The following is a 21216-nucleotide window of genomic DNA, read 5'->3' on the forward strand; positions in this document are numbered from 1 at the left end:
ATTCTTTCTAAGGGGTTGTCGGTGAACAGGGTCATGCTTCCTCGTCCTCCGTTCCCCCGCCGTCCCCGGTTTCGTCGGGTTCCGGCTCGTCCTCGTCGTAATCGTCAAAATCGAAATCGTCAAGGTCTGTGCCGCCTTTTACGTCCTGCTTCGGCTTCATAACCTTAAAGTAGTAGGCTGCGCCCCCGCCGCCAAGAAGTGCCACAATGAGGAATACCAAAAGCCCGCCCGTGTTGTTTTTCTTTTCCGGCTGCTCTGCGGGTTCCTCCGTTTCCGGCTCCGCTTCCTTGCCGCTGCAAGCGGTCATGTTGTCCTTGCAGACGGGGCAGCTTACATTTACTTTCCCGGCTTCGCATTTCTCCGTACAGTTGCAGACTGTGGGCGGCTCCGTGGCGGTGTTCCCGTCCTCCATGAGTGCCATAAGGTCGGCTTCGTCCACTTGATTGAGGAAATGCACGGTGTTCTCGCCCTTGTCGTCCCGGTCAATGAGGATATAAAAGTAATTGCCGTTTTTGGTCGTCACGGTGATAAGCTGCTTGTTGCCGCCAAAATCGTCCACAAGGGTAGCGTTCCCGTCCGGGGTGAGGGGTTCTTCCTTTTCGGGTTCCTCGTAGACAACGCCGCTGTCGTCGGTCGCGTCGTCCTGTCCCTCCGGGGTCTGCGCGTAAGCGGTAACGGAAAAGCCGCCCATAAGGACAAGGGCGGCGCATAAGGTCAGCAGGGCATTAAAAATCTTCTTATTCTTATTCTTATTCTTCATCTTCGTTTTCCTCCTTATCGTCGATGTCTGCGCCGCTTAAAACGGGCGCGGGGGTCATGCCGGGGATTGCGCCCCCGGACAGCATGGAAGTAAGCTCTGCGGGGGAAAGCCGCATGGAGCGCACAAGCTGGACGATCTGCAAATTCTCCGCTTCGGTTTTCTGTGCTTCCAGCCCTTTCAGTTTGTTCTGATACTCGGTGATCTTCTCGCGGGTCTTTTCAATCTCCCGGTTGATACGGTCAATCTTGTTTGCTGCCATAATGTAAAACTCCTTTCATAGTCAAAAAATGTTGTTCAGTTCCAATTCATCAGTCCATAGCCTTTAATGCAGCCATAGTCAAGGGAATAGCTCTTAATCTTGCAAGCGTCCCCGGAATTGCCCTCGACGGTGTAAACGCGCTGCCCGTCCGTGCCGATCACAAGCCCTACATGGTCTGCGCTCCCGTCCCCGTCCCAATCAAAGAAAATCGCGTCGCCGGGTGCTATGTTTGGATAATTGCGGTCGCCCCATTGCCCGTGTGACTGGAACCACGGGATACCCTGTGACTGGCAGGCGGCAAAGCGCGGCTCGCTTTTCCCGGCTTGATTGTAGCACCATGAAACGAAACAGGCGCACCATTCCACGCGGCTGCTGAAGCCGTACCAGCTCCAATAGGGCTGTCCCCCTACATTTCCTACCTGTGACTTCGCCCGGTCTACAATGGCGGTATTTCCGGGGCGTGTGCCGTTCACAAGCTGTACCCCGCTTAAATCCTCGGACGGGTTTGTGTCCGGGGAACCGCCGCCGAAAATGAGGGGCTTGTTTCCGCTGGTTTCCAAGTACACACGGAACATTTCAAGCTGCTCCGGCGTGAGTAGTCCCGGCGCAAGCTCGGATATGGGCTTGTTCTCCAGCTTGACGTTGAGAATGTAATAGTTATAGGCTACGTCTACCTCGTATTCGTAGGTTTCCGTAGAGGTTTCCCCCGTTACCGGGTCGGTGACTGTCCGCGTCCCTGTCCGGGTTTCCGTGCGGTGGCGTACCTCCACTTCCTCCGTGAGAGTGAGGGTATATTGCAGCGCAAAGATACGATCTATTTCTGCCTGTGCCGTTGCCGGGGTATAGGTCTGTAAAAGCGCGGTAAGGTAGGACGCTAATTCATGGGGGTTATGCCCGATACTGTCAAGGTCATAGCGGTACTCGTCATAGCCGGGGTTGTCGCGCTCAATATTGTCAATCTCGCGTTGTAGCTCCGTTTCCAATGCCGTATAGTTATTTTCCACGGCGACTAAATCCGCGTCCTCCGACGTGTAGGAAGTCCCAACAATGCCGTTTACCATGCCGGAAAACATAGCCCCGCAAGAGGACAGCGCGGAAGATACCATAATGAAAAGCAGCAGCGCACCTATGGCGATACAGACACCCGCCGGGTGCCGCCCTACAAAAGCGACTGCCTTTTTGGTTTCCTCTGCGGTCTTTTTCGCCGCTTTCCGGGTGTTCTCCGCTGCGTTCTTGACGGACTTTGCGCCCTGTGCCTTGACGGTCTTTGCATACTGCTTTTTGATACGCTGCTTCTGCATATACCGGGAGAGCGGGTTGGACGCGGCGATCTGCGGGTTGTCGTGGAGTGCCTTTTGGTAGAGGTAATTGGCGTTTGCTTTTTCCGCTGCCTTTTCAGCTTTTGCCGCCGCCCGGTAGGGTTTGAGCTTGTGACTGCGGTAGCCCTCCTTAATCTTCCTCGCCCCGTACTTTGCGCCTTTCTCCGCTAATTCCTCGGATTTGTGCGCACCCTCCACGCCGGAATTGTCCTTTTCCACGGAATGTACCTTGTTATGGACGAAAATACCCGCTTCCTGCGCGGGGCGGGATAACGGGTTTTTATGTGCCTTGCCGCCGTTCATAGGCTTTTCCCGTTCCTCAAAACGCAGGCGGGTCTTGCCTTTCCCGGCAGCTTCGTCAAAGGTTCGCTCCTTGACAAGTTTCTTTTCCTTTGGGATTTTCGCCCTTGCTTCGTCCAGCCTGTCAGCGGCTTTGTCGGATTTCTTGATGTATCTTTCCAGCTCCGGCGTTGCCCGTTCTTCCTCGGTGAATTGCAGCCGGGAAGTGCGGGCGCGGCTTTCCGCTTCTGCCTGTGCTTTCCTTGCCACCTTTTTGCTGGCTGCGCGGGTGTGCGCCCCGTCGATATGCTCTAAGACGCGCTCGGCGGTTCCCGTGTTCTGTGCGGCTTCCGTCCCCGGCGCATGGGGCAGGGGCGGCGCGTTAGGGGAAATATCCGGGGCGGGATTGCCCGGTAGGGGCTGTGCTGCCTGTGCGTCCTGCGCCGCCTGTTGCTCCGGCGTTTTCAGCAGGGCAGCTTCCCGCGCCCGTTTGCTGATACGCTTTTGTTTCCCGGTAGCCGCGTTTACTTCGATAGCCCCGTCACGGGTCATTTTCTGCGTGATCTTGTCGCGGGCTTTGTACTGCTTCATGGTCTGTCACCTCCGATCTGCGCCCAGCAGAGGGCGCAAGGTTGATAAAATAATCTGCAAATTACGCGCCGCCCACTTCCTCCGGCTTTGTCGTCATAACGCGGTACAGCTCGGTATCTTTCGGGAAACGGTCTACAAAGGGCAGAATGACGTTGCCATAGAACAAAAGCCCCTCGCCCGCTTCGGAATGGGTGACATAGCTCATTTGCTGCGGGGAGATATTGAGCTGCTTTGCAAGGATAGCCCGGTCGCCCGCCGCCTGATTGAGCATGAGGACAAAATCGCTGTTCTCAAAGATATTTTCAACTTCCCGGCTTGCCAAGAGGTCTTTCACGTTCTGCGTGATCGCCGTGGGTATGCCGCCCCATTTTCTGAAACGCTTCCAAATCTCCACGCTGTAAGCGGCGGTCTGTTCGTCTTTCAGTAACAGGTGAAATTCGTCCATAAAATACCTTGTGGATTTCTTCGCCGCCCGGTTCACGGTGACGCGGTTCCATACTTGATCTTGCACAATGAGCATACCTAACTTTTTAAGCTGCTTCCCAAGCTGTTTAATGTCAAAGCAGACAAGGCGGTTGTTCAGTTCCACGTTGGTACGGTGGTTAAAGACGTTAAGGCTCCCGGAAACGTAAAGCTCCAATGCCGCCGCGATACGCGCCGCTTCCGGCTCCGGCTGCTTCAAAAGCTCGTCGTAAAGGTCGCCCATGATCGGCATTTTTGCCGGGTCGGGGGCTGCAAGGAAAGGGCGGTACACATTCCTAACAGCGCGGTCAATCACGGTCTTATCCACGGGCTGTAAGCCCTCCTTGCCGCCGACGATCAGCTCACAAAGGGAGAGGATAAAGTCAGATTTCAGTGCAAGCGGGTTGTCGTCCTCGGAATAGTTGAGGTTAATATCCATAGGGTTGACGTAGTGCGGGCTGGTGGGGGAAAGCCTTATCACCTGTCCCTGTAACCGCTGCACAAGGGGGTAATACTCGGCTTCCGGGTCGCAGATAATTATATCGTCGTCCGTAATGAGGAAAGCGTTTGTCATTTCCCGCTTTGCCGCAAAGGATTTTCCGCTTCCCGGCGTTCCCAAGATCAAGCCGTTGGGGTTTTTAAGCTGCTTGCGATCGCAGAGTATCATGTTGTTGGAAAGAGCGTTCAGCCCATAATAAAGGCTTGCGCCCCTCTGAAAAAGCTCCTGCGTGATAAAGGGGATAAAGATCGCCGTGCTGCTGGTTGTCAGTCCCCTTTGAATGGGGATAAGGTTCTCACCGATAGGGACGCTTGACATAAGCCCCGCTTCCTGCTGGTAGTCAAGCCGGGTGAGGGCGCAGTTATATTTCTGTGCAATACCCGCCGCCGCGAAAATGTCATTTTCCAGTTTCCGCTTCGTGTCTGCCATGTTCACCACAAGGAACGTCAAGAGGAACATTCTTTCATTGCGGCTCTGTAAGTCCTGCAAGAGATTTTTCGCTTCGCCGCCGAAAGTGGCAAGGTCAGACGGTATAATATCCATGTCGTACCCGGCGCGGACGGCTTTCTTCTGTTCCTCAATCTTCATTTTGTCAAGGTCGGTGATCTTTCTCTTGACGGTCTTAATGGCTTCCGTCTGGTCGATACTGTGGATATGCAGGTTTACGATCACGCCCGTTTCAAGGTCTAACATATCCGCTAAAATGCGGTCGTTCAGCTCCGGCGCAAGTATCTGTAAGAACGATACCGCGCCGATCTTTTTCCCCATGCGGAAGTACCGCCCCTCGCCAAAACGGAATGAGGGCGGGGCGATAAAGTCCTTTGTGGTAAGCCCGGACGGGGCAAGCCATGAGAAATCAAAGTTGAACGGCTCCCCCTCCGGGTGGAATACCCCGTGCATGGTCTGTAAGCGTTCATAGCCTGTCATGGGGCGGGCGGTCACGCCTAAAACCTTAAAATTGTTCAGTATGTCCGTTTCGATACGGGAAAGGCGGGATTTTGCCGCGCTCATGTTATCCGCTTCGATACTGAACGTGATATATTTGTGCTTCACAAGCCCGTTGTTCCCTTTGGAAAGCTGGCTTTTCAGCATATCCCCGTATTCCGTGCGGATAGAGTTGAAAGCATCGTCCTGCGCCGGAATGTTGATTGCCTTTTCCGCTTCCTCCCGCTGCGTCCCTTGATTGATGAAAGAGAGCTGCACTGATACGGAAGCGTCAAAGTAGTTGAGGAAGTCGCACCAGTTCTCAAAAATGGCGGTCTTGTCGTCCGCTTGTGCAAGCTGGTAGTTTATATCCTCAAAGACAATGCTCTTGCTGTATTTCCTTTCCGTCACCCGGCATATCCCGTCCGGGTACAGGTTGATGTAGGGGATCGTCTGCTGGGCGGTGTGCGCCTTTCCGTCCCCCTTTGCCTGTCTGATAATGGCGGCGATCTGCTTCTTTTCCTCGCGGGTCAGTTTCCGCTTCGGTTTAGCCTTTCCGGGGTCTTTTCCCGGTGCGCCGCCTTTGGTTGTTTCCTTTGACAATCGCTGATACCTCCTTTTCCAGTTTTCGCTGCTTCTCCAAGACAGCGTATAAATTCTGCGTCTGATAGGGTCGCTCCTTTGGTCGGACAAACTTTGTCTGAATGATGTTCTTCACCACGACTTCAAGGGGCTGTCCGTGTTTCTCGTACATTGCCATGAGGAAGCAGGGGAGCATGACGACGATCATCACGAACGACGCTGCGCTGGTTCCCGCGCTGTCCTTTAGCAAGAAAAAAAGTGGCAAGCCCACAATGAGGGCTACCGCGAAACAAACGATCTGCCGCTTCGTAAGGTTGAAAGCGACTTTCGTTTTTATCTTTGATAAATCCTTTGGTACGGGTACATACGCCATACCGAAAACCTCCTTTCTGTCAGAGTTCTATGCTGTTTTTGGTTTCATTCCCCCATGTGTCCCAGCCCGCCGTTTCCTGCCTTGCGAAAAGCTCTATCCGGGGAATGTCGCCCATGAGGGCAACGATTTTGTCCCGCGTAATGTCCGGCTTTTTGCTGTGCTGCTCTATGGGGGAGATAATGAATTGATGAATACCCGCCGACTTGCGCTTTGGGTGTCCCCGTGTGGCAAGCAGACAGATTTCCGCATTTCCCCGCGTCCAAAATCCCAAGCCGTAAAACCATGTGTAGGATTTTTTATTGAGTTTCAGCCATACAAAGGCGGCGGTCTTATAGGTAAAGCCCCAAGCCTTAATTAGCCGCAGGGCTTCGGGAAGCTGTGGGAATGTCGCCCACAAAAAAAGTGCGCTGTCCTCTGCCGCAAGGTCAGCCACGGGGAGCGCACATAATTCCTCTATGCTCATGGTCGGGTAGTGGTGTTCTGCCGCGCCGGAAAGCCGCTTCTGTGCGTACTTCCACGGGGGATCGGCGTAGATTATGCCGTATTTCTTTTCAATGGTTTCTTGTCCCTCCTTTCTGTGTGCTTCCTGCAAGTCCCCCATTATGGCAGTTAAGGCAAAGGTCAGTTTATGCCCTTTGCCCGTCCCTATTGTATGGGGTTCCTCCCGCGTCAAGGTCGGGTTGTATTTTCGCCGCTCCGCTCTGAAAATCTCCACCCTACCCTTGACACGCCTTTAGTGCGCCGCGAAAATTGACTTTGCAAGTGCGCCGGATTTGAACAGGGAAAAGCAGAGGATAACCGTATATGCCGCAAGGGAAAATATCGCGCTGTGTAAGTTATCCGCTACAATCATGCTGTTTACCAGCACCGCGTAAATACCGACACATATCATAATGAGGAAGCCTTGAAAACCGATAGCGAACAAGGATTTTAGGTAGTTGTTCCCGATCTGTCCCCATTCCCGGTTAGTCATTGTTGCAAATGGGATAGGCGACACGGAACAGTAAAGGTATATTTCAATCATTCTGCCGTACAGGATAACCGTGATAAGCACCGACATGATCTTCATGCAAAGGCTCACAAGGCTTGTTTCCATGACAAGCAGGAGTAATTCGGGGATTTCCATTGCGTCAAGCCCGGACTGCATGGAAGCAAGGGCGGCGGCAACATCAATGTTCGTGCTGCCGCTTATCACCCCTGCCGCGCCGGAAACGACGTGCTGCGCAACGTCAAAGACTGCCATAGTAATATCAAAGGTGTGGGTGACAAGGTACACCGCCACCCACGCCTTGAAAAACCACTTGAAAAACATAAATGTGTCAACGTCGTGCATGTTGTTCTTTTCCGTTACCATGCTGATAAGCTCCACGCATAGGACGTAGGTAATGACAAGCCCCGCAATGGGTACGATCACATTCTCCGATAACGTGCGTATCATGTTGAATATGCCCGCGTTCCACCCCTGCGGGGTCTGCCCTACCTCGGCGGCGATAGTGCCGACTTTCTCGTTTACGTCCCCGAACATAGTTGACAGGTTCCCGTTAATGGCTCCTATGAGGATTTCCTTTATCCATTCCGTGATCGCGTCAAGTATGCTCTGCATAAGCGTTTACCTGTTGCCGATTAGGAGAACAGGTTCGCAAGCAGCGGTACAAGGGTCGTGCCGATCAGCGCAACGCCGCCGCCCGCCATGAGCTGTTTCATGCCCTGTGACTTCGCGCCGGGGTTGTCGTTGCCGTAGCCCTCCATGAGATTGACAACGCCCCAAATGCCAAGACCAGCCCCAAGAGCGATAACAAGTGTTTTCAAAACGCCTACTGCGGAAGTAAAAAATGCCATGATAAAATCCTTTCTGCCGCGTGTGCGGCTGTCCGTCAAGCGGACAAAAGGCGGTCAGCGATCAGTCGCCGCCGCATAAAAAAACCGCCCTGTATAAAAGGCGGTGTCCCCACGCTGCGTAAGTTCTGCGGCGCGGCGGTATTCAGTTGTAAGGGTTTGGGCGGTACGTCCCCCGGTAGGGGCGCGTATCATGTAGCCCGTGTTTACGTTCTTCATTTCCGATCAGCTCCTTAAAAAATCTTTTTATGAATGACAGGCAGGAAAGGGTCTGTTTCCGTAGCCGTCGGCGGTGTGGGAATGTGGGTAACTGGCTGCTCTTTTGGGATTGTGGGTAACTCTGTTTGCAGGACGTGGGAAAGCCGCACTTTGGCTTTTCCATGTGCTGTGAATGGAGTTATCCATGATCCCATAGCCTGTTATCCACATTTCCATGCCGTAAATCTTTTAAGCCCTGTCACTGTTTCGGGACAAGCCCCATGCGGCGGGCTAATTCCTCCGCGTAAAGCTCCACATAGCGGCGTTCCATTTCTTCCCGCCACTCCCGTATTCCCGCGTCAATGGTGTTTGCCATATCCAGCAGCCACTTCATTTCAAGCTGCTTTAGTTGCTCCCGCTGCTTCTGCTGTTTCTTTCTGATACGCTTATTCATGGTCTGCGTCCTCCTGTAAATGCGCCCGGTTCTTTTCGTAAAGCCGTTCACAATCTTTGATAAATTTCCGCAGGGCAGCTTGCCGCCGCTGTTCTTCCCGGATTTTTGGGTTGACAAGCACCGTAAACCGCCGCTTATCATTTCCGGGGCTTTTATTCACTGTCTGCGTCCTCCTGTAAATCTGCCCCGTCGATCTCGTAAACGTCAAATTCCTCGTCCGGCTTCACTATGGCGGGGCGGCGTTTGATGTGCTTCTCCATGTCAAAGGCGTTCTTCGGGTCTGCGTCGGAGAGGTACTTGTATTTCGGGTGTCGCGTTATATCAAACTTATCTGAAAAGAACGGGCGCACACCGCGCACCTGTAAAATGCACTTGCCGCCGTCCATAACGGCGATCTCGTCCTGCGTCATAAGTTCCTTTCCCAGCTTTTGGTAGTTCATGCCGTGGGAAAGCTCCCGCCCCCGCGTTTCGGACGTGTTGAAGCTGTCTATGGTTTCCTTGCCTAAAATTTCCGATATTTCTTTGAGGGTGCTTTTTTCCTTGCCGCCCAAGAAAAGGGTGGTGTCGCAATTCCCTACAATCGTGTCAGCGTTGTCTTTGTAGATTGCCTTTAGCTGGCTTTGTGACTGCAAGATAATTGACGCGGAGATTTCCCGGCTTCTTATGGTAGCAATGAGCTTTTCAAACTTCGGTATCTGCCCGATATTCGCAAATTCATCAAGTAAGCACCTTACATGGACGGGAAGCCGCCCGCCGTATTCATCATCAGCCTTGTCACACAAGAGGTTGAATAGCTGGGTGTAGAGTATGCTCACGACAAAGTTAAAAGTGTCGTCGGTGTCGCTGATAATGACGAAAAGGGCGGTCTTTCTGTCCCCCAGCGTGTCAAGCTCCATTTCGTCCGTTTCCATAAGCTCCCGCAGCTCCTTAATGTCAAAGGGGGCTAACCTTGCGCCGCAGGAAATGAGGATAGAGCTTCGCGTCTTGCCCGCCGACAGCAGGAATTTTTTGTACTGCCGGACAGCGAAATGCTCCGGGTCTTTTTCTTCCAGCCGTTCAAACATGAGGTCAACCGGGCTTTGAAATTCCGGGTCGTCCTCGCGGGCTTCGCTGGCGTTTATCATTTCAAGCAGCGTCGTGAAGTTCTTTTCTTCCTCCGGGGCTTCATAGTGGATATAGCCGATAAGGGCGCAGTAGAAAAGCCGTTCCGACTTCACCCAAAAATCCTCGCCGGATTTCTCCCCGTCGCCTTTGGTGTTGGCGATTATGGTATTTACCAGCTTCAAAATGTCTTTCTCGCTGCGGATATACGCAAAGGGGTTGTAACGCATGGACTTCTTGAAATTGATTGTGTTCAGCACTTTTATTCTGTACCCGCCACGCTGTAAGAGCTTCCCGCACTCGATTAAAACCGTGCCTTTCGGGTCTGTGACAACATAGCTGCTGTGCATTTGCATAAGCGACGGTTTGACGAAAAAGCGGGTCTTGCCGCTGCCGGAACCGCCGATCACAAGGATATTTTTGTTTCTTGCATACTTCGGCTGCTTCGGGCGGCTGTTCATGGTAAGCCGTTCCGTCTGCGTAAGCGGGATATTGTTCTCAAATACCGGGTCTATGTACGGCTTTATGTCCTCGGCTGTCCCCCAGCGTGCGGAACCGTACTCAATGCCCTTGCGGTATTTTTTCGCGTTCTTGCCCTTTAGGTAAACGGCAAGCCGGATAATCACCGCCCCGGCAATACCGATCAGTAAATCGGCGGGGTGGAAGCTGGGGGCTGCGCTGGCAAAGGCGGCGGTGAAGCCCTCCCCCAAGTTCAAGATTTTTTGGCTTGCGTCCATGCCGGGGGAAAGCCGGACAGCCGCGCCTGCCTTGTCAAACAGGTACACAAAGAGCAGATACGGGAGATTGAGGATAAGCAGCTTCTTGATTTCCGGCTTCATAGCGATACCTCCCTGTCCTTGTGTTTGGTCTGCTGGCGGCTGGCGTTCAGCTCCTTTGCCTTTTCCCGGAAAGCGGCTAATGCCTTTCGGATTGAGGGCTTCTTATCCTGCGTCAGCTTCTTTGCGGAAAACTCCTTGAAAGCGGCGGTCAGTGCGTCCGCGTCCCTGCCCTTGAAGAATACAAGGTAGCGGGGCGGGGTTTCCGTCGCGTCCTTTTTCAGCGCAAAGTCGATACCGTACTTTTTGGCGATACTCTCAAACGCCTTGATATTGTCTTTTGTGATCTCTATGTTGGAAACGCCCGTGTTCTGCTTCATAAGCTGCTTTAGGGTCTGTTTCCCGTGGGGCTGTTTGCCGATCTGCTTCTTTGCCTGTGCAAGCGCGGCTTTCATTGCCTTTTGCAGCACTTCGGCGGTCAGCTTCCCGGTCTTGATATACAGGGCAACGGTTTTCTCGTTGATCTCGTCCTGCATGGGGTCTTTCCCTCCTTTCGGGGTGGTCTATGGGGCGGCGGTCAGATACGCACCCGCAGCCCGTTAAGATCGTCGGCTCTGATACCAACTAAGTACCATTCCTGTTTCATGTTCATTTCAATGCGGGTCGGCTTCCACTTGCCGCGGGTGAACACGTCGAAACAGTCCCCGCAATGCAGCCCGCCGTAATAGCTGGCAAGGTCAAAGCGAATGTCATAGCGGTCTGTGCGCTCGTCAAATACCAATGCTCCCGTCGTTTTCTGTGCCATAATAAAATCCTCCTTTTGTGGTTGTGGGTGGTTACAGGCTTTCGCCCGGTTTGAATGAATAGGGGTCGTGCGGCTCCTGTGGCGCAAGTGCGCCGCTTGCCATATCGTGAGCCACAAGGGACGTATAATAGTTGCCGATTGTGGACGGGGCATTGAAAAGCACCGCCCGTAGATACTGCTTGATGTTGCGGATTTTCGTTGTGTTCTCCCGCATACAGTCCAGCACAAAGCGGATATGTTCACTGTCCAGCTTCATAAACTTTGCTTTCACCAGCTCGGCGGGGTAGTCGTCCCCGGCAATACGGATCGTCTTTCTCCGGGTGCAGACAGTTTCAAGCATAATGTCAACAATTTCGTCCAGCCTGTCCCCGTCAAACTTCATATCCTGCATGAGAATGTCATAGGAGATATTGTCCTTGATGATCTCCCGGTAAATCTCATATGCGCTCTGTGTTTCCGTTTCCTTTCGCTTCCGTTCCGGCGGCGCAGCCGCTTCTCCGTCAGAGGGAGAGGGGGTAGGGGAAAGGATAGGAATGGAATGGGTACTTTGTAAATCTGTATTTATTTTTTCTTTTGTTGGTAAGTCAGTCTTTTGTATATCTTTATTTAATTGCATTGGATTTTCCAACGTAGGTTTTTCCAACATTGGTTTTTCCTGCGTTGGATTATCCAATGTTGGATTTTCCAATGTAGGTAAATCCGGCGTAGGTTCTGTATGCGGCTGCTCATAGATCACATAATCAGCTCCGCGCAAGCGTCCCTTTTCGTCGCGTTCCCGTGAACGGACGATATACCCGGCGCGTTCCAGTTCCTTTATTGCTTCCCGGATAGCGTCTATCTTTTCCCGGTTAATCTGTGACAGCCCTGCAAGGGTGTAGTCCCAATCTTCGGGAAGTGACAGCATTTGCGATAAAAGCCCCTTTGCCTTTAAGGTCAGCTCCTTGTTGCGTAAATGGTGGTTGCTCATAACGGTATAGCCCTTGTTGCGCTCCACTCGGAAAACTGCCATAGCTTCATCACTCCTTTGGTTGTGGATTTGTTACGCGATAGAACGCCGTTTTGCCGGGGTTAGGTATAAATCCCTGTCCCCGTTAAAAACGCGCCCGCAAAGCCGCATATAGCAAGGCTCTTTTCGCCCCTACTGCGTAACATGAGGGCATAAAAAAAGCGGCGTTCCTGTTCTCCCTGTTATGGGATAGAGAAACGCCGCATTTGCGTCGTATTCAGTTTTCATTTATTCTTTCTCAATGCTGTGTGCTGGTGTTTGGGCTTGCAGGGTTCCGGGTGGCATATCAAGGCTCTTTCCCTCAAAAGTAGTAAATTGGTAGTAAATTCAGCTTGAAATCCTGCTTGTATGCCCGTAAATCAAGGCTTTTTTGAGATAATCAACCATTTTAATATAAAAGTTAATCTTTTTTTAGAATATATCGCTATTTTTCTACTTTGTTTTATAATCCAACTGTGTTATAATCTATGTGTTAAATCGATGCGTTGGATAAGTAAATAACATAATATGATAGAGAACTGATGGGTGGTGTAAATCAGTATAGCATGTTATTGAAATCTCCCAACAAGAGAAGCTAATCACTTCCGGCTGATCCGTTATCTCATATAAAGATATCTTTTGATATGAAATAGGGTGGCACCACGATATATTCGTCCCTTGAATGGTGTTTTTATTATATAAAAAGGAGAGAGAAAAATGATTGATATAGCAAAATTAAGAGAAAATCCAGAAGCAGTTAAAGAAAATATGAAGAAAAAATTTCAACATGATCGTTTACATTTAGTAGATGAAGCTTTTGATTTAGATAAAATGTATCGTGAAACTTTAACAAAAGCCAGTGAACTTCGTGCTATGCGTAATAAATTATCTAAAGAAATTGGTCAATTTATGCGTGAAGGTAAAAAAGACTTAGCAGAAGCAAACAAGAAGAAAGTTAGTGAAATGGCTGATCTTTTAAAAGAATTGGAAGTTAAAGAAGAAGAGTTAGGACCTAAATTAAAAGAAATTATGATGAAAATTCCTAACTTTATTGATGATTCTGTACCTGTAGGTAAAGATGATAGTGAAAATGTAGAAATTCAAAAATATGGAGATCCAGTTGTTCCTGATTATGAAATTCCATATCATGCTGATATTATTGCTAAATTTAATGGTTTAGATAAAGATGCAAGTGGAAGAACAAGTGGAAATGGATTTTATTATTTAATGGGAGATATTGCACGTTTATCTTCTGCAATGATTTCTTATGCAAGAGATTTTATGATTGATAAAGGATTTACTTATTGTATTCCTCCATTTATGATTAGAAGTGATGTTGTGACTGGGGTTATGTCATTTGAAGAAATGGATGCAATGATGTATAAAATTGAAGGTGAAGATTTATATTTAATTGGAACAAGTGAACATAGTATGATTGGTAAATTTAAAGATCAGATTGTAAAAGAAGAAGATTTACCAATTACAATGACTTCTTATTCACCATGTTTTAGAAAAGAAGTGGGTGCACATGGTATTGAAGAAAGAGGAATTTATAGAGTTCATCAATTTGAAAAACAAGAAATGGTTGTTTTATGTAAACCAGAAGAAGCAATGGAATGGTATAATAAGATGTGGTCTTATACTGTTGAATTGTTTAGAAGTTTAGAGATTCCAGTGAGAACATTAGAATGTTGTAGTGGGGATTTAGCAGACTTAAAAGAAAAATCTTGTGATGTTGAAGCATGGTCTCCTCGTCAACAAAAGTATTTTGAAGTTGGATCTTGTTCAACATTAGGTGATGCTCAAGCAAGACGTTTAGGTATTCGTACAAAAGGTGAACAAGGAACTTATTATGTAGCCACTTTGAATAATACTGTTTTAGCAAGTACACGTGCATTAATTGCTTTTATTGAAAATAACTATAATGAGGATGGAACAATTCATATTCCTGAAGTTTTACGTCCTTATATGGGTGGCAAAGAAAAAATTAGTTAAAATGGGGGTTTCTCCATTTTTTTCTTTAGAAAATCTTTTCTTTATTTTTCACAGGATTTACACATTCGTCTGTTAAAATATCTTTCGAATGATAGAAAGGGGACTATTTATGAAAAACATCCTAGAATATTTAGAACAGTCTTCTCGACAATATTTTACAAAAGTTGCTTTTACTGATGAAAATCGTGAAATGACGTATGGAGAATGTGTTGAGTGTTCACAAAAAGTAGGAACAACATTATTAGAATTAAACCATAAAAGAAAACCAATTGCTGTTTTGATGGATAAAAATGTTGAAAGTTTGTCGTGTTTCTTTGGGGTAGTTTATAGTGGCAATTTTTATGTAGTGATTGATTCTTTTATGCCAAAGGACCGTATAGAAAAAATATTTGAAACATTACAACCGATTGCATTAATTTCTGATTATCAGCATCAAGAACTTGCTACTTCATTACATGAAACTGTTTATTTTTATGAAGATATGATGAAATCAGATATTGATAATGAAAAATTAGGATTGATAAGAAAGCAAATGATTGATACTGATCCGCTATATGCTTTATTTACATCAGGATCAACTGGTGTGCCAAAAGGGGCAGTTTTATCACATCGTAATGTTATTAATTATGCATCATGGTATAAAGATACATTTGAAATTACTGAAAATACTGAATTTGGAAGTCAAACACCTTTTTATTTTAGTATGTCAGTATCTGATGTTTATAGTACAATTATGTCAGGAGCAACTTTACATATTTTACCTAAAAAATTATTTTCATTTCCAATCAAACTTATTGAATATATGAATGAAAAGAAAGTCAATACAATTTATTGGGTACCATCGGCATTGTGTATTGTCGCTAATTTAAAAGTATTGGATTATTTAATGTTAGAACATGTTGATAAAGTTCTATTTGCAGGTGAAGTGATGCCAACAAAACAATTAAACTATTGGCGTCAAAAATTACCAAATGCAATGTATGCTAATTTATTTGGTCCTACTGAAACAACAGATATTTGTACTTATTATATTGTTGATCGTGAATTTAAGGATGATGAGGTTTTACCGATTGGTAAAGCTTGTGATAATACAGATGTATTCTTATTGGATGAAAATAATTGTGAAGTTCTAGGTAATCAAGAAGGGGAACTTTGTGTTAGAGGTTCTTTCTTGGCTTTAGGATATTATAATAATGATGAAAAAACAAAAGAAGCATTTGTGCAAAATCCTTTGAATAAAGCTTATCCTGAAGTTATTTATCGTACAGGTGATTTAGTTAAATATAATGATAAAGGTGAGTTAATCTATATAACAAGAAAAGATTTCCAAATCAAACATATGGGTTATCGTATTGAACTTGGTGAAATTGAAGCTGCTGTCAATTCTTTAGAAAAAATACAGAGTTGTGCAGTTATATTTGATGAAATAAAAGATAAAATTGTTTTGATATATACAGGAAAAATTGATGATAAAGGTATCATGGATGGGGTTTCTCATAAAATTCCTCATTATATGCATCCAAATGTTATTGTCAAAACAAAATTAATGCCGTATAATCAGAACGGTAAAATTGATAGAAAATGGCTAAAGGGTCATTATGAAGAAATGGGAGGAAAATAGAGTGGAAGAATTATTAGATATTTTAAAAGGATTAAAACCTGGTGTTGATTTTGAAAATGAAAAGAATTTAATTGATGATAGACTTTTAGATTCATTGGATGTTATGAATTTAACTGTTGAATTAAATGATGAATTTGATATTGAAATTACACCATTAGATATATTACCTGAAAATTTTCAATCTGTTGATGCAATGTATGCATTAATTACACGTTTACAAGACGAAGGATAATTTATGGCATATACAACTTATGTATATTTAATACTTTTTTTAGGAAGCACATTTCTTTTTTATAGTGTGTTTCCTAAAAAATATAAATGGGTTGTTTTATTATCAGCAAGTTATCTTTATTATATTGCAGCTAGTCGTTTATGGTTAGTTATTTTTATTTTAATGACATCATTATCCGTGTATTTAAGTGCAATATGGATTGATAAAATAAATGATCTATTTACAAGTGTTAAAAAATTACTAGATCGAGAACAGAAAAAAGCATTTAAAGAAAAATTATTATGGCAAAAGAAAATGGTTGTTATTTTAATGTTAATAATTAATTTAGGAGCATTAGTTTTCTTGAAATATTATAATTTTTTTGCAGATGTACTTAATTTTGCATTATTTGATTTTTTAAATATTCATATACCTATGTTGAAATTATTTTTACCATTAGGAATTTCATTTTATACTTTGCAGGCAATTAGCTATGTAATTGATGTTTATAGAGGAAAATATAAAGCTGATAAGAATTTTGGGAGAGTTGCTTTATTTTTAACTTTCTTTCCTACAATTGTTGAAGGACCTATTGCAAGATATGATCAAGTTGCACATCAATTATATGAAGGACATCCTTTTCATTATGAGAATTTAACACAAGGTGTGCAGTTAATTCTTTGGGGAATGTTTAAAAAGATTGTAATTGCAGATAGAGCAAATATGCTTGTTAATTTTGTTTTTGGTGATTATTTGAAATTTTCAGGATTAAGTGTTGTTTTTGCAATTATTTTTTATACAATTCAGCTTTATACAGAGTTTTCTGGTGCTATGGATATTGTTCGTGGTAGTGCTCAAATATTTAGTGTGAATTTACCAGAAAACTTTAAACAGCCATTCTTTGCAAAGAGTATTAATGAATTTTGGCAAAGATGGCATATGACTTTAGGTGCATGGCTTAGAGATTATGTTTTTTATAGTGTTTCTTTATCAAATCCATTTAAAAAATTCAATCATTATGTAAGAAGTCATTTTAATGAATATTTTTCTAAATTATTACCTGCGACAACAGCATTATTCTTTGTTTGGATTTGTAATGGTTTATGGCATGGTGCCAGTATGAAATATGTGATGTATGGGATGTATTATTATATTATTATGGTTATTGGTATGTTTATGGAACCTATTTTTCACAAGGTTAAAGAGAGTTTACGTATTAAGAAAGAATCACATGCATTTCATTTATTTCAAATTTTAAGAACTGTTGTTATTGTTAATATTGGAATGTTAATTTTTAGGGCAGATACTTTATCACAAGCATTTAATATGTTTATTTCATGTTTTAAAAACTTTAATTTTGATATTTCACAATTAGCACATTTAGGCTTAAGTGTTCCTGATATTATGGTGGTATTAATAGGGACATTGGTTGTCTTTATTATTGGGTTATTTAAAGAAAGAGGTATTGAAATTAGAAAAAGTGTGGCTAAATGGAATATTGTGCCAAGATGGGCATTTTATATAGCTGGTTTATTTATTGTTATTATCTTTGGAGCATATGGTAGAGGTTATGATATTGTTAGCTTTATCTATGCACAATTTTAGGAGGAAGATGGAATGGAAGGAAAAATGGATATAAAAAGACGACTTATTGATATATCTAAGATTGTTATCTTTTTATGTATTTGTGCTTTCTTATTAACTTATATTTCTCCAATCTTTGTTCCTAAAAATAATAGTGATCAAAGTGGTATTAAATATGAAAATGCTCGAGGTTTCTATGGTGAGAAAAGTAAATCTGTTGATGTTTTAGCTATAGGTAATAGTGATTTATATAGTGCTATGAATCCATTACAAATATGGAAAGAACATGGTTATACTTCCTATGTTTGTGCGGAACCACAGCAAAGTATATTTGCTGCTTATTATATGTTAAAAGAAGTGTTGACTTGTCAAAAACCAAAGGTTGTTCTATTAGAAGTTGATGAATTATTTTCTAAAAATGAATCAGAAGATATTGATGAAGCATTAAATAATGCTATAAAATATACATTTCCTTTATTTGAATATCATAGTCGATGGAAAGATTTAACTGCTGAGGATTTTAAGGATAATGATCCCGACTATAATACACGAATGGAATCTAAGGGTTATATTTTCCATAACAATATTAAATCAAATCCAGATGGATTTAAGTATTTGCTTAAAAATAGAAAAGCTTCAATTACTCAAACAACACAATCATATCTGAAAAAATTTATTAAGTTAGCTCATGAAAATGGAGCAGAAGTGATGTTTGTTTGGTTCCCATCAGCGACTACAGCAACAACAAAACGTCATGAAACAGTTCAAAGACTTGCGAAATCATTAAATATTCCATTTGTTGATTTTAATATTGATCAATATGGAACAGGATTTAATTGGCAAACTGATACACGTGATGGTGGAAATCATTTGAATTATTCCGGAGCTACAAAAATTACTCGATTCTTAGGAAAATACTTACAACAAAATTATCAATTAACAGATCATCGTCATGATCCTCAATATGAACAATGGAATAAGGATTATGATGCATTTATGAAAAAGAATAAATTACATTATTGATTTGTTGGTTAATTCTTGTTATAATAAATCTTGCCATTACAATAGGCGGCTTCGAACCATGTCAGGACCGGAAGGTAGCAGCATTAAGAATGTCCGTTTATGTGTAGTGGCTTTTTTTCAAAGGAGTAAGAATATGGATGATGAGAAATATATGAAACTTGCCTATCAACAGGCTCTTCTTGCAAAAGAAGTAGATGAAGTTCCAATTGGTGCAATTATTGTGAATCATGATGGAGAAGTTATTGCACAAGCATTTAATCAAAAAGAATCATTACAAGATGTAACTGCACATGCGGAAATGTTAGTGATCCGTAAAGCATGTCAAAAACTTGGAACTTGGCATTTAGATAACTGTGTTTTATATTCAACATTGGAACCCTGTATTATGTGTAGTGGTGCGATTATTCAAAGTCGAATGGATAAAGTTGTTTATGGAGCGAGTGGGCAAAGATGGCATGGTATTTCTGAATATTTAAGATGTCATCAATTTAATCATTATCCAGAGGTTATTGGTGGAATTTTAGAAGAAGAGTGTTGTCAGTTATTATCTGATTATTTTAGAATGAAAAGAAATCGAACATAATGATTTGATTTCATATAATGAATTAGAATTTAATGAGTTGTTTTTAATGATATCGAAAGATATCTTTTATTATCTTTTGAAGGCACATAAAATGTGCTATAATTGACAAAGGAGCGTGATCAAAATGGCTTATAAAACATTATATAGAGCATATCGTCCACAAAAATTTGAGGATGTAGCAGGACAGGAACATATTATTACAACATTAAGACATGCTGTAGAAGAAAATAAGATTGCGCATGCTTATTTGTTCTGTGGACCACGAGGAACAGGTAAAACAACTATTGCTAAATTATTAGCAAAAGCAATTAATTGTACAGGTCATCCTAAACCTTGTGATGAATGTGAAAACTGCCAGGAAATAACTTTAGGATCGCATCCTGATGTGATTGAAATTGATGCAGCTAGTAATAATGGTGTAGAAGAAGTTAGAAGTCTTATCGAAAAGGTGAAGTATGCACCAACACAAGGAAAATATAAAGTTTATATCATTGATGAAGTTCATATGATGTCTACTGGAGCATTTAATGCTTTACTCAAAACATTAGAAGAACCTCCAGCACATGTTGTTTTCATTTTAGCAACAACAGAACCACATAAGATATTACCAACGATTATTTCAAGATGTCAGCGCTTTGATTTTACAAAGCTAAGTATGCATGATATTATCCAAAGAATGAAAGATGTTATGAATAGTGAAAATAATCAGTGTGATGATGAAGCTTTGGAGATGATTGCAAAATTAGCTGATGGTGGAATGCGTGACGCTTTATCTATTTTAGAACAATGTTTGGCTTTTAATGATAAACATTTAACAGTTCAAGATGTTAATCAAATATATGGAATTGTTTCTTTAGAGAATAAAATAGATTTTATAAAGGTATTGCTTACAAAGGATATGAAAAAAGCATTGACTTTATTAGAAGAAATGAAAATGAATGGAATTGATATTAAAAGATTAACACTTGATTTAGTTGATATTTTAAAGGATATTGTAATATATAGAAATACGAATGATGAATCAATATTATTTGTTTTATCTCGATATTATTTAGATATGATTGTTCCATATATATCATGCGAGGAAGCTTTAGAGTTTATTGATATATTAATGGAAGCAAGTGAAAAATATGCTAAGGTTATCAATCCGGCTATTTATTTTGAATTAGCTATTCTTAAAATGTGTAATCAGGTTAAAAATGAGTCTGTTAATCATATTGATACAGTCACTGTTCCAGTCAATCCTAACATGTCACAAGTAGATTCTGTAAAAGAATATATTGAACCTAAGAGTGTAGTTGAAGAAGTTCCTTTAGTGGATACACCACCTTCTATTGAAACACCAGTGATAGAGGATATCATTGATGATCCTATCGAAGATATTATTGATGATCAAATGATAGGTGAACCATTAGAAGAACCTATTTTTGAACAAAATATAGCAATTGAAGAAGAAATTCCTGTTTTTGAATTTGAAAAACAAGATGAAGTCAATGATCAAATTGATTCAGATATACAAGTTGACCCTAATGATATTCTTAATATTTTAGTTCAAGCAAAAAGAGATGTCTTAGAATCTGTTCAGGAAAGATGGCCAATTATTAAACGCTATCTGGCTAATCTTAATACAGCTAAAAGTGCTTCTATGCTTTGTGATGGATCAGCAGTTGCAGCTTGTCCAGGTGGTCTTGTGATTTCTTTTGAATTCCAGCCAGCAGTGAATGCTGTTAATTATTACAAGAATTATAAACAGTTAAGTTCTTTTTTAACTGAAATATTGGGTCAGGAGTATCGTTTTGTTGCTATTCAACAAGATAACTGGATTCGTATGAGAAGTCAATTTATTGATTTAAAGAAAAAGGGTCAATTGCCACAACCGCATGAATTAACTTTAAAACATATCGATTCACATGATCTTGATCATGTTGATTTAAATGAAGCACAAGAATTTGCCATTAAATTGTTTGGTGATATTGTTGAATTTAAGGAGGATTAA

The 21216-nt window shown here is 43.2% G+C and carries 21 protein-coding genes, 1 other RNA gene and 1 other annotated feature; of the genes, 8 read left to right on the forward strand and 14 right to left on the reverse strand.

Annotation, left to right across the window (positions count from 1 at the left end):
* Positions 1–31 precede the first annotated feature (31 nt).
* The 14 genes from BN1865_RS09305 to BN1865_RS09365 form a co-directional block, all read right to left on the reverse strand.
* Entirely contained in the window at positions 32–760 is a 729-nt protein-coding gene (locus BN1865_RS09305) for a DUF4366 domain-containing protein (protein ID WP_050636986.1), read from the reverse strand.
* The gene (locus BN1865_RS09310) at positions 750–1019 is read right to left on the reverse strand and encodes a DUF4315 family protein (RefSeq protein ID WP_050636987.1); all 270 of its coding nucleotides are present in this window, start codon (positions 1017–1019) and stop codon (positions 750–752) included. The genes BN1865_RS09305 and BN1865_RS09310 overlap by 11 nt, the downstream gene beginning before the upstream one ends.
* 35 nt (positions 1020–1054) lie before the next feature.
* A complete protein-coding gene (locus tag BN1865_RS09315) occupies positions 1055–3208 on the reverse strand; it encodes a C40 family peptidase (RefSeq protein WP_445082207.1) in 2154 nt (717 codons plus the stop codon).
* Between the two features lie 61 nt (positions 3209–3269).
* Positions 3270–5696 (reverse strand): VirB4-like conjugal transfer ATPase, CD1110 family, encoded by a 2427-nt coding sequence (locus BN1865_RS09320; protein ID WP_050636988.1) that lies wholly within the window; start codon positions 5694–5696, stop codon positions 3270–3272.
* On the reverse strand, positions 5641–6048 hold the full coding sequence (locus BN1865_RS18030; protein ID WP_082189953.1) for a PrgI family protein: 408 nt from the start codon (positions 6046–6048) through the stop codon (positions 5641–5643). Before BN1865_RS18030 ends, BN1865_RS09320 begins: the two co-directional genes overlap by 56 nt.
* A 19-nt stretch (positions 6049–6067) precedes the next feature.
* Positions 6068–6763, reverse strand: coding sequence for an MT-A70 family methyltransferase (locus BN1865_RS09325; protein WP_445082208.1), 696 nt, complete (start codon positions 6761–6763; stop codon positions 6068–6070).
* An 18-nt stretch (positions 6764–6781) separates the two neighbouring features.
* Entirely contained in the window at positions 6782–7651 is an 870-nt protein-coding gene (locus tag BN1865_RS09330) for a VirB6/TrbL-like conjugal transfer protein, CD1112 family (RefSeq protein ID WP_050636989.1), read from the reverse strand.
* 20 nt (positions 7652–7671) lie between these two features.
* Entirely contained in the window at positions 7672–7887 is a 216-nt protein-coding gene (locus tag BN1865_RS09335) for a Maff2 family mobile element protein (protein ID WP_050636990.1), read from the reverse strand.
* Positions 7888–8341: 454 nt separating this feature from the next.
* Positions 8342–8536, reverse strand: a complete 195-nt coding sequence (locus BN1865_RS09345) for a hypothetical protein (protein ID WP_050636992.1) — start codon at positions 8534–8536, stop codon at positions 8342–8344.
* Positions 8529–8696 carry a hypothetical protein gene (locus BN1865_RS18615; protein WP_166459869.1) on the reverse strand — a complete coding sequence of 56 codons (168 nt, stop codon included), beginning with the start codon at positions 8694–8696 and terminating at the stop codon, positions 8529–8531. Before BN1865_RS18615 ends, BN1865_RS09345 begins: the two co-directional genes overlap by 8 nt.
* Complete coding sequence (locus tag BN1865_RS09350; RefSeq protein ID WP_050636993.1) at positions 8689–10476, reverse strand: VirD4-like conjugal transfer protein, CD1115 family; 1788 nt, start codon at positions 10474–10476, stop codon at positions 8689–8691. The genes BN1865_RS18615 and BN1865_RS09350 overlap by 8 nt, the downstream gene beginning before the upstream one ends.
* Complete coding sequence (locus BN1865_RS09355; protein ID WP_050636994.1) at positions 10473–10949, reverse strand: PcfB family protein; 477 nt, start codon at positions 10947–10949, stop codon at positions 10473–10475. The genes BN1865_RS09350 and BN1865_RS09355 overlap by 4 nt, the downstream gene beginning before the upstream one ends.
* 41 nt (positions 10950–10990) lie before the next feature.
* Positions 10991–11218 carry a DUF5348 domain-containing protein gene (locus BN1865_RS09360; RefSeq protein WP_016220940.1) on the reverse strand — a complete coding sequence of 76 codons (228 nt, stop codon included), beginning with the start codon at positions 11216–11218 and terminating at the stop codon, positions 10991–10993.
* Between the two features lie 31 nt (positions 11219–11249).
* A complete protein-coding gene (locus BN1865_RS09365; RefSeq protein ID WP_050636995.1) occupies positions 11250–12227 on the reverse strand; it encodes a DUF6017 domain-containing protein in 978 nt (325 codons plus the stop codon).
* Between the two features lie 468 nt (positions 12228–12695).
* Positions 12696–12885: a binding site (T-box leader), on the forward strand.
* Between the two features lie 35 nt (positions 12886–12920).
* Here BN1865_RS09365 and serS point away from each other — a divergent pair.
* The 8 genes from serS to dnaX all read left to right on the forward strand — a co-directional run bounded on the left by serS (position 12921) and on the right by dnaX (position 21216).
* The gene (gene serS / locus BN1865_RS09370; RefSeq protein WP_050636996.1) at positions 12921–14198 is read left to right on the forward strand and encodes a serine--tRNA ligase; all 1278 of its coding nucleotides are present in this window, start codon (positions 12921–12923) and stop codon (positions 14196–14198) included.
* A 109-nt stretch (positions 14199–14307) separates the two neighbouring features.
* Positions 14308–15819, forward strand: a complete 1512-nt coding sequence (locus tag BN1865_RS09375; protein ID WP_050636997.1) for an amino acid adenylation domain-containing protein — start codon at positions 14308–14310, stop codon at positions 15817–15819.
* 1 nt (position 15820) lies between these two features.
* Positions 15821–16051 (forward strand): acyl carrier protein, encoded by a 231-nt coding sequence (locus BN1865_RS09380; RefSeq protein WP_050636998.1) that lies wholly within the window; start codon positions 15821–15823, stop codon positions 16049–16051.
* A gap of 3 nt (positions 16052–16054) precedes the next feature.
* Positions 16055–17635 carry an MBOAT family O-acyltransferase gene (locus tag BN1865_RS09385; RefSeq protein WP_050636999.1) on the forward strand — a complete coding sequence of 527 codons (1581 nt, stop codon included), beginning with the start codon at positions 16055–16057 and terminating at the stop codon, positions 17633–17635.
* Between the two features lie 12 nt (positions 17636–17647).
* The gene (locus BN1865_RS09390) at positions 17648–18637 is read left to right on the forward strand and encodes a hypothetical protein (RefSeq protein ID WP_050637000.1); all 990 of its coding nucleotides are present in this window, start codon (positions 17648–17650) and stop codon (positions 18635–18637) included.
* Positions 18638–18666: 29 nt separating this feature from the next.
* An RNA gene (gene ffs / locus BN1865_RS18035) (signal recognition particle sRNA small type) lies at positions 18667–18754 on the forward strand.
* 16 nt (positions 18755–18770) lie between these two features.
* Positions 18771–19220: a nucleoside deaminase gene (locus BN1865_RS09395; RefSeq protein WP_050637001.1), complete on the forward strand. Its 450-nt coding sequence runs from the start codon at positions 18771–18773 to the stop codon at positions 19218–19220.
* Between the two features lie 124 nt (positions 19221–19344).
* Positions 19345–21216 (forward strand): DNA polymerase III subunit gamma/tau, encoded by a 1872-nt coding sequence (gene dnaX / locus BN1865_RS09400; protein ID WP_050637002.1) that lies wholly within the window; start codon positions 19345–19347, stop codon positions 21214–21216.

This window comes from Candidatus Stoquefichus sp. SB1 (assembly GCF_001244545.1).
GTDB lineage: Bacteria > Bacillota_I > Bacilli_A > Erysipelotrichales > Coprobacillaceae > Stoquefichus.

Excerpts from the sequence above, each read along its gene's own strand:
- BN1865_RS09305 (WP_050636986.1), bottom strand. The coding sequence starts at position 760 with ATGAAGAATAAGAATAAGAATAAGAAGATTTTTAATGCCCTGCTGACC.
- BN1865_RS09310 (WP_050636987.1), bottom strand. The coding sequence starts at position 1,019 with ATGGCAGCAAACAAGATTGACCGTATCAACCGGGAGATTGAAAAGACC.
- BN1865_RS09315 (WP_445082207.1), bottom strand. The coding sequence starts at position 3,208 with ATGAAGCAGTACAAAGCCCGCGACAAGATCACGCAGAAAATGACCCGT.
- BN1865_RS18030 (WP_082189953.1), bottom strand. The coding sequence starts at position 6,048 with ATGGCGTATGTACCCGTACCAAAGGATTTATCAAAGATAAAAACGAAA.
- BN1865_RS09330 (WP_050636989.1), bottom strand. The coding sequence starts at position 7,651 with ATGCAGAGCATACTTGACGCGATCACGGAATGGATAAAGGAAATCCTC.
- BN1865_RS09335 (WP_050636990.1), bottom strand. The coding sequence starts at position 7,887 with ATGGCATTTTTTACTTCCGCAGTAGGCGTTTTGAAAACACTTGTTATC.
- BN1865_RS09345 (WP_050636992.1), bottom strand. The coding sequence starts at position 8,536 with ATGAATAAGCGTATCAGAAAGAAACAGCAGAAGCAGCGGGAGCAACTA.
- BN1865_RS09350 (WP_050636993.1), bottom strand. The coding sequence starts at position 10,476 with ATGAAGCCGGAAATCAAGAAGCTGCTTATCCTCAATCTCCCGTATCTG.
- BN1865_RS09355 (WP_050636994.1), bottom strand. The coding sequence starts at position 10,949 with ATGCAGGACGAGATCAACGAGAAAACCGTTGCCCTGTATATCAAGACC.
- BN1865_RS09360 (WP_016220940.1), bottom strand. The coding sequence starts at position 11,218 with ATGGCACAGAAAACGACGGGAGCATTGGTATTTGACGAGCGCACAGAC.
- BN1865_RS09365 (WP_050636995.1), bottom strand. The coding sequence starts at position 12,227 with ATGGCAGTTTTCCGAGTGGAGCGCAACAAGGGCTATACCGTTATGAGC.
- serS (WP_050636996.1), top strand. The coding sequence starts at position 12,921 with ATGATTGATATAGCAAAATTAAGAGAAAATCCAGAAGCAGTTAAAGAA.
- BN1865_RS09375 (WP_050636997.1), top strand. The coding sequence starts at position 14,308 with ATGAAAAACATCCTAGAATATTTAGAACAGTCTTCTCGACAATATTTT.
- BN1865_RS09385 (WP_050636999.1), top strand. The coding sequence starts at position 16,055 with ATGGCATATACAACTTATGTATATTTAATACTTTTTTTAGGAAGCACA.
- BN1865_RS09390 (WP_050637000.1), top strand. The coding sequence starts at position 17,648 with ATGGAAGGAAAAATGGATATAAAAAGACGACTTATTGATATATCTAAG.
- BN1865_RS09395 (WP_050637001.1), top strand. The coding sequence starts at position 18,771 with ATGGATGATGAGAAATATATGAAACTTGCCTATCAACAGGCTCTTCTT.
- dnaX (WP_050637002.1), top strand. The coding sequence starts at position 19,345 with ATGGCTTATAAAACATTATATAGAGCATATCGTCCACAAAAATTTGAG.